This is a genomic window from Corallococcus sp. CA053C, assembly GCF_003611675.1.
Lineage (GTDB): Bacteria > Myxococcota > Myxococcia > Myxococcales > Myxococcaceae > Corallococcus.
Genome location: NZ_RAWA01000416.1, coordinates 1 through 8,780 on the forward strand (window position 1 = coordinate 1; position 8,780 = coordinate 8,780).

General features: G+C 71.8%; 8 protein-coding genes. 2 read left to right on the forward strand and 6 right to left on the reverse strand.

What is annotated here, in order from left to right; genetic code table 11:
* From D7V97_RS35640 to D7V97_RS35660, 5 genes are all read right to left on the reverse strand, one after another.
* Positions 1 to 1,008: hypothetical protein (locus D7V97_RS35640; RefSeq protein ID WP_120615080.1), on the reverse strand; the 1,008-nt coding region annotated here is incomplete at its 3' end.
* Entirely contained in the window at positions 1,005 to 2,876 is a 1,872-nt protein-coding gene (locus tag D7V97_RS35645; RefSeq protein WP_120615087.1) for a Gldg family protein, read from the reverse strand. The genes D7V97_RS35640 and D7V97_RS35645, both read right to left, overlap by 4 nt.
* Entirely contained in the window at positions 2,873 to 3,595 is a 723-nt protein-coding gene (locus D7V97_RS35650) for an ABC transporter permease (protein ID WP_120615081.1), read from the reverse strand. The genes D7V97_RS35645 and D7V97_RS35650 overlap by 4 nt, the downstream gene beginning before the upstream one ends.
* Positions 3,592 to 4,518, reverse strand: coding sequence for an ABC transporter ATP-binding protein (locus D7V97_RS35655; RefSeq protein WP_120615082.1), 927 nt, complete (start codon positions 4,516 to 4,518; stop codon positions 3,592 to 3,594). Before D7V97_RS35655 ends, D7V97_RS35650 begins: the two co-directional genes overlap by 4 nt.
* A 58-nt stretch (positions 4,519 to 4,576) precedes the next feature.
* Positions 4,577 to 5,995, reverse strand: coding sequence for a TIGR01777 family oxidoreductase (locus D7V97_RS35660; RefSeq protein ID WP_120615083.1), 1,419 nt, complete (start codon positions 5,993 to 5,995; stop codon positions 4,577 to 4,579).
* A gap of 68 nt (positions 5,996 to 6,063) precedes the next feature.
* Here D7V97_RS35660 and D7V97_RS35665 point away from each other — a divergent pair, with 68 nt between their 5' ends.
* A complete protein-coding gene (locus D7V97_RS35665) occupies positions 6,064 to 6,993 on the forward strand; it encodes an L-threonylcarbamoyladenylate synthase (protein ID WP_233583430.1) in 930 nt (309 codons plus the stop codon).
* Positions 6,994 to 7,001: 8 nt separating this feature from the next.
* Here the strand turns inward: D7V97_RS35665 and D7V97_RS35670 are convergent, their stop codons facing one another.
* Positions 7,002 to 7,706, reverse strand: a complete 705-nt coding sequence (locus tag D7V97_RS35670; RefSeq protein WP_120615085.1) for a hypothetical protein — start codon at positions 7,704 to 7,706, stop codon at positions 7,002 to 7,004.
* A gap of 236 nt (positions 7,707 to 7,942) precedes the next feature.
* On the opposite strand from D7V97_RS35670, the gene D7V97_RS35675 reads away from it, so the two are divergent.
* Positions 7,943 to 8,780 (forward strand): hypothetical protein (locus D7V97_RS35675; RefSeq protein ID WP_147445111.1); only part of this gene is annotated, 838 nt, incomplete at its 3' end.

Sequence of the window (8,780 nt, forward strand, 5' to 3'; positions counted from 1 at the left end):
GGGCCCGGGTGGGGATTCGCCCCGGCCCAGGAGCTCCACCGGGGTGAGGCGCCACACGCGGTCGTGCCAGTTGCGGGCGAAGTCATCCGGTGCCGTGGGGGTTTCCACGGGCGCGAGCTGCACGGCGCCCGGCGGCTTGCCGCTGGCCACGAAGGCGCGGGAGGTGGCGCCGGAGGTGATGACGACGCGGTCGAAGCCGTCCACGTCGAAGGTGTGCAGCCGTCGGTCCACGAGGCGGTTGGCGGCGGCCTCCAGGTCCGGCAACAGCGCGGGGCCGAGGAGGAAGACCTGGCCGTCGGAGACACGCTGGAGGTAGGGCGCGCCCCAACCCGAAGCGGGTGCCGCGAGGCGGAAGCGCTTCTGGGCGCCGTCCAGCGTGAGCGTCAGCAGCCGCCCGGTCTTCGCGAGGCCGATCTCCTCCAGCTTCTGGGTGTCGAGGACGCCCAGCTCGCGCTGCGCACGCAGTGGGGCGAAGCGCGCGAACAGCTTCTGCGCCATGTCGTTGCCGCGCAGCTCGCGGGGCGGTGAGACGGGGGCAGGTGCTGCGGCGGCAAGCGTGCCCGCGTCGGAGGGACTGCCTCGCGTGCCTGCATCGATAGCGGCGCTTGCGAGCGCACCTGCATCACCAGCAGGTCGAGCACCGGATCCGGCATCGGGACCCGCGGAGGCAAGCGCGCCTGCATCGCGTGCCCCACCGCCTTCGGAACCCGCGCCGGACGCCGTAGGGCCAGCGTCCCCTGCCCCGCTCGGCACAGCAGGTCCCGCGTTCGGCTTCGCGGGCTTGTTGCCCAACAGGACCCAGATGGACTCACGGTCCTTCGGGTCACGGAACAACTCCACGAAGCGCGTCTCGTCCTCGTAGCGAACGCGGTCGAGCGAGCGCACCTGCGCGTCCTCCACCGTCACCTCGCCCGGCGCACGGGACGGCTCGCGCTGCCACACGAAGAACGCGGCCACGAGGGCCACGCCCGCCAGGACTCCCTGCACGGCCACGTCGCGCGCCTTCATCGCGCACCTCCCACCACCGCGGTGCTCCGGGCCGCGCGCCGCCCGCGCCGCCGCGTCACGAAGAAGCCCACCGCCAGCACCACCAGCGGCGCCAGGAACACCGTCGCGTAGAACCACACGACGTCCTGCGAGCGCGTGTGCTGCAACGGCACGTCCTCCTCGCTCGTTGTCGCGCCGGAGAGCGCCTCCTCCCCGGACAGCCAGCGCAGCGTGTCCACCGCGAGGTACGCATTGCCCACATTGCCCAGGATGCCGTCACCCAGCGCATCCGCGTCCGCCATCACCACCGCGCGCGGCGCAGGCCGACCTTCCGCCGCCGCCCGCTCCACCGCCACCACCAGCGGCCACGCCTTCGTGACCTCCCCGGGCTCGGGCTCGAAGTCACCGTTGGCGTCCGCGAACGTCTCACCGTGCGCGCGCACACTCGTGTCCAGCATCACGCCCGGCACCGGCGGAGACACCGGCTCCAGCGCCACCGCGCCGATGAAGGCCACCGCCGCCTGAGACCCCAGCGCGGACAACGACGTGACGGATGGATGCGAGGAGAAGCTCGCCGTGCCCAGGTTACCCCGGTCACTCTGCTGACGCGTGGTGCGGAAATACACGCGGTCGTTCGCCAGCGGCACGCGCAGCGACCGCAAGCCCAGCGACTTGAGCAACGGATCCAGCGAGGCCCCCTCCGGCTCCAACGCGAGCCACAGCCGGCCCCCCTGCTCCCAGTACTCACGCAGCGCGGTGACCTCCTCCGGGCGCAGCTCGCCCATGGGCCCCATCACCACCACCATCGCCGCGTCGCGAGGCACCTCCGTGCCCAGCCCTTCCGCCACCGTGAGCGTGCGCACGTCCACGTTCTGCCCGCGCAGCAGCTCCTTGAACTGCGACACCGACGGACGCGTCGCCTCACCGGGTACGGGCCGCGTGTCCGCGCGCTCCCCGTGACCGCCCGTGAGGTAGACGACGCGCTGGGGCTTCGCCACCGCGAGCATCCGCCGCTGCACCTCCGCGTCCAACCGCTGGAGCTGCCCGCGCGCACGCTCCACGTCCATGCCCAGGTTCAGCACCTCCCTGCGCTCGCCCCGCGACAGAACCACGGCGCCGTTGTTGCTGACACCCAGGGCCTTGCCCCTCGCGGGCTCCACCGCCTGATCCAACGCATCCACCGTGAGCTGCGGACTCTCCGACGTGAGGTCGCGGAAGTATTGCCGCACCGCCTCCCCCACCTCGTTCGCGGGCGGGAAGAAGAGCGTGACCTGCAAAGGCTCGTTGAGTCCCCGTACCAGCTTGCGCGTGGCCTCGCCCGGACGCGCGGTCCGGAAGTAGGACAGGTCCCAGGTGGCGTCCGCCTGCGTGGCCACGTACGTCGCCGCGAACGCGAACACGCTCACGAACGCCACACCCAGCCCGGAGAACAGCGCGCTGCGCACCCGGCCCGTCTCCGGCACCGGAGCCCGCGCCATCGCCACGAGCGCGGCCTCCACCATCGCCAGCGGCACGAGCGCGCACACGAGCAGCGCCGGGAACACCACCGCCAGCACCACCGCCAGCTTCGGAGCGGAGCGCGACAGCGGAGCGCCCAGGAGCGCCGTCCCCACGTCCCCCTGGACGAAGTAGAGCACCAGGGCCACGAGCCCCACGCCGTAGAGCATCAGCACCCACCGCTCCAGCGTGCGTCGCGCGGGAGGCGCCGCCAACAGCCGCACCACGCGCCACCCCGTCGCGCCCAGGGCCACGGCGGTGCCCACCGCGGCCAGGGCCACGCGGCCGGAGCCCGCACCCAGCACGCGCTCGGCGATGAAGACCGCGAGCAGCCCCGAGACGAAGGCCACCGTCGCGGCCAGCCCGGTGCCAAAGGAAGCCGGCGTGCTCATCGCCACCTCCGCGCTTCCAAGACCCGTGTCGCCGCGAACAGCGCCACGTAGGTGACGACCAGGTAGTAGACGACGTCCCGCACGTGGATGAGCCCTGCCTGGAACGGGGGGAAGTGCTGGTTCCACAGCGACATCGCGCTGAAGACATCCGACAGCGGTTGCTCGGTGATGCGCGCGAGCAGCCAGCACAGGATGAGCGCCACCAGCATCACCGCGGAGAAGATGGCCGCGAGCAGCTGGTTCTTCGCCAGCGACGAACCGAACGTGCCCACCGCCAGCGACGCGCTCCCCAGGAGCAACAGCCCCAGGTAGCCCGCCGCCACGTGCCCGAAGGACACCTTGCCGTTCACCAGCACCAAGAGCGGCATGTAGAGCGTGCACAGCAGGTACAGCGCGAGGAACGCGAGCCCCGCCAGGAACTTGCCCAGCACGATGTCCGCATCCCGCACCGGCGACGCGTACAGCAGCGGCAGCGTGCCCGTCTGGCGCTCCTCCGCGAGCAGCCGCATGGACACGAGGATGGCCGCCACGATGGTGAAGCCGCTCGAGTAGTAGAAGAAGCCGGACAGCACCTCCGCGGAGCGCTTGCTCGCGCCGCCCAGCGCGTACGCGTTGAAGAACAGCCCGTTCACCGCGAGGATGACCGCGAGGATGACGTAGCCGCTGAGCGTGCGCAGGTAGCCGGCCAGCTCACGGCGGGCAATCAGGAGCGCCTTCACGCGCGCACCTCCTGGCCCTGCGTCAACCGGAGGAAGAGCGCTTCCAGCTGCCCCTCGCTCGCGTCCAGCCGCAGCAACTCCAGCCCCGCGCCCACCACCGCCCGAGCCACTTGCGGCCGCAGGTCCGGCGACGCCGCCAGCTTCAAGCCCAACACCTCACCCTCCCCTGCCCGCACCTCCACCGCACCGAAGCCCTGGAGCGCTTCGAGCGCACGCGTCCGCGAGCCCCGCACCTCCAGCACGATGGACGGGCCGCCCAGGCTGCGCGACAGCTCCTCCTCGCTGCCCTGCGCCAGCAGCGCGCCCTTGTGGATGATCAGCAACCGGTCACACGTCTGCGAAATCTCCGGGAGGATGTGGCTGGACACGAGCACCGTGTGCGCGCCCTTGAGGCCGCGGATGACGTCGCGCATCTCGACGATTTGGAGCGGATCCAACCCGCTGGTGGGCTCATCCAGGATGAGCAGCGCGGGCCGGTGCACCAGGGCCTGCGCAAGACCCACGCGCTGGCGGTAGCCGTGGCTGAGCGTGGAGATGACCTCGCCGTGCACGTCGCGCAGGCCCGTCTTCTCCTCGGCCTCGCCCACGTGCGAAGGGGTTGCCTTCGCGGGCACGTCACGCAGTCGGGCGACGTAGGACAGGTATTCGCCCACCGTCATCTCCTCGTAGACGGGGGGCACGTCCGGCAGGTAGCCGATGCGTTGGCGCACCTCGTGGGACTGGTTCACCACGTCGTGCCCGTCGATGACGACGCGGCCCGAGGTGGGCAGCAGCACGCACCCGAGAATCTTGAGCGTCGTCGACTTGCCGGCGCCGTTGAGGCCCAGGAAGCCGATGACCTCACCCTGGCCAATGGTGAAGGCCAGGTCCCGGATGGCCGCGTGCTCGCCGTAGTACTTCGTCAGCCCTTCGACCTGGATCATCAGGACTCCTCGAAGCGAGGGGGAAGCGGCGTTCTTCTGTCCCCCCGCACGGGGAGTGTCAAGTGTGGCGGAACTCCGCGCCCCCCGTGGTGCGGCCCAGGCTGAAGCGCAGCGCCCCCTCCAGCTCGGGGAACAGGAAGGTGTAGCCGTGGGTCTGGGCGACGACGGGCACCACCTTGGCACCGGCCAGGAGGGCCTCCTCGCCCATCTGTCCGAACGCGGCGCGCACGAGGGGAGCCGGGGTCGGGAAGAAGGAGGGACGGTGCAGCACGCGGCCCACCGTCTTGGCCAGGTCCCCCTGCCGCAACACGCCCGGCGCCACGCCATTCATGGGGCCACGCACGGCCGGGTTGCCGATGGCGAAGCGGATGAGGCCCAGGATGTCCTCCATGGCCACCCAGCTGAACCACTGCTGGCCGGAGCCAATCGGTCCGCCCATGCCCGCGTTGAACGCGGGCAGGAACTTCGCGAGCGCACTGCCACGCGGATCCATCACGACGCCGATGCGCAGGTGGACGACGCGGATGCCCGCGGCCTCGGCGGGCGCGGTCGCGGCCTCCCACTCGCGGGCGACCTTCGCGAGCAGGCCTTCACCGGACGGCGACGACTCGGTGAGGGACTCCTCGCCGCGGTCGCCGTAGTAGCCGATGGCGGAGGCGCTCACGAGCACCTGGGGCTTGCGCGGCAGGCGGGCCAGCGCCTCGCACAGCACACGGGTCGTCTCGGTGCGGCTCTTGAGGATCTCGTCCTGGTATTCGGGCGTCCAGCGCTTGCCGGCGACGTTCGCGCCCGACAGGTGCACCACGGCGTCCACGCCCTCCAGGGCCGCGGTATCGATTTCGCCCTTGTCGGGGGCCCACGCCACGTCGCCCGGCGCGACCTTCCGTCCGCCGCGCACCAGCCGCTTCACGCGGTGGCCACCGGTGGTGAGGAAGGGCACCAGCGCCTGACCCACCATGCCGGTCGCGGCGCTGACGGCGATGGTCAGCGGGCCCTGGCTCGCGAACTCGGCGTGACGGCGCAGGTCCTCACGGGTGAGGGTGTGGCGGTACGCGAACATGCGCTCCAGCCGCTTGCGGGCGTAGCCCCCGCCGAAGGTGTCGCCCAGCGCGCCCGCCGGGAGCACGTACTCCACCTGGTCCTCGAGGACGGAGGCCTGGGGGGTGGAGGCCGGCTGCATGAGATGGTTGTGGACCCACTTGGAGAAGGGGCCCTGGACCATGGTGTCCTGGAAGCTTTGGCCTTCGACGTAGCCGGTGTGCTCGGACACGAAGCGCTGGGGGATGGGCCCCAGGTGCGCCTCGATGACGACGCGGGAGCCGGTGTGGATGCCGTTGCCGGTGCGCTCGACGACCTTGGTGGTCTCCCAGGGGGGCGTCAGCCGTTCGAGGGCCCCCTCGCGAGCGTGCCAGGAGAAGAGGTCAGCGGGGGGGACTGGCATCTGGCTGCGCGCATCGAAGACGTGCGACTTGCCCATGGTTTCTCCTGGGGGGACATTGCGGCTCGCGCATGCTTAATCCGGACCTCCTCGACCGTGCAGTCGAAATGCTGCGACGCGGCGGTGTCATCGCCCTGCCGACAGAGACGGTGTACGGCCTCGCGGCCAACGCCGAGGACGAGCTCGCGGTGCGGCGCGTCTTCGCCATCAAGGGCCGCCCCGCGACCCACCCGCTCATCGTCCACATCCCCGGCGCGGAGCACCTGCCCGAATGGGCCCGCACCGTCCCGGACGAAGCGCAGGCCCTCGCACGGGCCTTCTGGCCAGGGCCGCTGACGCTGGTGCTGCCCCGCACGGCGAGGGCGACGGACGCGGTGACGGGAGGCCAGGACACCGTGGCGCTGCGGGTGCCCGGGCATCCGGTGGCGCTGGAGGTGCTGCGCAGGCTGGGCGGAGGCGTGGCCGCGCCGAGCGCCAACCGCTTCGGCCGGGTGAGCCCGACGACCGCGGAGCACGTGCGCCAGGACCTGGGCGGCGACGTGGACCTGGTGCTGGACGGAGGGCCGTCCACGGTGGGCGTGGAGTCGACCATCGTGGATCTGTCTTCAGGGGCACCGGCCATCCTCCGGCCGGGAGGCCTGGCGACAGAGGAGGTGGAGCGGGTGCTGGGGAGGACGGTACCGGTGCGCGCATCCACCACGGTGCGCGTGTCCGGTTCGCTCGCGTCCCACTACGCGCCGCGAGCGGGCGTGGTGCTGGCGGAACCCTCCGAAGCGCTCCAGCAGGTGAAGGCACTGCAAGCTCGGGGGCTGCGCGTGGGGGTGCTGGGTCCCGCGTCGTTGTCACTGCCGGAAGACGTGCAGCGCTTCGACGTGCCGGGAGAACCGGCGGAGGCCGCGCGCGTCCTGTACGCCCGGCTGCGTGAAGCGGATGAACAGGGCCACGACGTGCTCGTGGCCTGTCTGCCCGCGGCAAGCGGCCTGGGCATCGCCGTGCGGGACCGGCTGTCGCGCGCGGCGGCGCCCCGCGAAGGCTGAGCCTTCCGTCAGAGCTCCTTCACCAGGTCCTGACGGGCCTTGTGACTGTAGCGACCGATGAGGTCCGCGCGCTTGGGCGCGTACTTCGCGCTCTCGTACTGGATGGACAGGACGCTGGACTCCGGCAGCGCCCACTGCGTCAGGTTCACCTGGCTCTCCAGGGTGAGCCACCGGTTGATCAGCGCGAACCCGCCCCGGGCCCCCAGGGCCCCTTCCAGGGTCTGCGAGGTGGCCGCCCCCTCCACCTCCTGCACCGGCGGAAGGTCCGCGGCGAACCGCACCGGGAGCTCTCCCCGCTTCACCTGCCGCGCCACCTCCTTGGGCCTCCGGGGATCGCCGAACTTGCGGGTGAGCAGGTCGCGCATCAGCGCTTGCAGGGTGCGCGGGTCGGAGACCTCCGGGAAGAAGACGTCCACGGCGGCAAGACGGTTCTCCAGGAAGCCCAGCGACACCTCGGCCGGAACGTCCGCGATGGTCGTCTTCATCCGGAGCGTCCCATCCGGCCCGACGCTCGCGTCAGGAAGCGCGGCGCGAACCTCTTCCGGCGTCATCCCCCAACGCGCCTCCTGGAAGCCCTCCATGCTGCGGTAGGTCTTGTCGCTCGCGCTGCGAACCGCATCACGCCGCTCCAACGCGGTGGGCTTCGCCGCGTCCGTCGCACAGCCCGCCGCCAGCCCCAACAGACCCACCAGTCCCACGGTCCCAAGCTTCATCCCATTGCTCCCATTCCAAGACACGGACCTCTCCCCGTGAGGCCGTCAATCGCTGGCATCACCCGCCGCGCGCAGGCGCCCGGACATAGAAGATCGCGGCTCAAAGCGGAAGCCCGGGGCTCCACAGCCCCGGGGGTCTTGCGGCCAGGGGGTCGGGTCGCCCAGGCTCTCCTCTTCTCCCTTTTACAACCGTCGCCCGCTCCGCTATCCCGCGACCGTCCACCAGGAGTGTCCCCGTGAAGCGAAGTCTGTGCGGTCTGCTCGTTGCCCTCGCGTTCACCGCCTGCAAGCAGGAAGCCCCCGGGAAGATGGAGCCCATCCCCCGGCCGCCAGGCTCCGTCACGCCCGCCGAGGAAGCCGCCGCGCCCGTCGCCGCCGCGCCCGCCGTCCCCAAGGACGCGGTGCTCCTGCGCTGGAAGCTCGTCCAGGACGCCCCCGTCTCCTTCCGCCTGTCGCTCGCGCTGGACCGCAACGCGCCCGCCTTCGAGTCCGCCCCGGAGCCCAAGGCCGCCAAGCCCGACAAGAAGAAGAAGGGCGCCAAGGAGACCGCGGCCCCGGCGCCCACCGCCGCCGCCCCCGCGCCCGCCGTCGCGTCGGACTACACCTACGTGCTGGAGCTCAACAACGCCGGTGAGCGCCACCTGCGCGTGACGCCCTCGGGCGCCGCCGCGCCGGAAGAGGCCACCGTGAGCGACCGCGGCTTCATCATCGACGGACTCCAGGGCCCCGCGCGCAACCTGGCCACCCTGGTGCTGGAGCTGCCCCGCGACCCGGTGCGCCCGGGCGAGACGTGGTCGCTGGGCACGGAGCTGACCGCGCCGGACGCGCTCGGCACCCAGTTCCGCCGCGCCACCGGTGGCAGCGAGCGGCACAACCGCGTGAAGCTCGTCTCCGTCACCCCCGGCGACAACGGCGAGCAGGTGGCCACGCTCGAGTACGACCTCCTGGAGCAGTTCGGCGGCCTCCTCACGGCCTCGCGCACCACCGCCGCCGCCAACCGCACCCCGCGCATGCCGGGCGCCGAGGGAGGCCCCGCCACGGTCGTCGCCGACGAGCTCGCGGACGCCCCCGCCC

Coding starts and splice junctions, on each gene's coding strand:
- D7V97_RS35645 (WP_120615087.1), bottom strand. CDS start 2,876: ATGAGCACGCCGGCTTCCTTTGGCACCGGGCTGGCCGCGACGGTGGCC.
- D7V97_RS35655 (WP_120615082.1), bottom strand. CDS start 4,518: ATGATCCAGGTCGAAGGGCTGACGAAGTACTACGGCGAGCACGCGGCC.
- D7V97_RS35660 (WP_120615083.1), bottom strand. CDS start 5,995: ATGGGCAAGTCGCACGTCTTCGATGCGCGCAGCCAGATGCCAGTCCCC.
- D7V97_RS35665 (WP_233583430.1), top strand. CDS start 6,064: ATGCTGCGACGCGGCGGTGTCATCGCCCTGCCGACAGAGACGGTGTAC.
- D7V97_RS35670 (WP_120615085.1), bottom strand. CDS start 7,706: ATGAAGCTTGGGACCGTGGGACTGGTGGGTCTGTTGGGGCTGGCGGCG.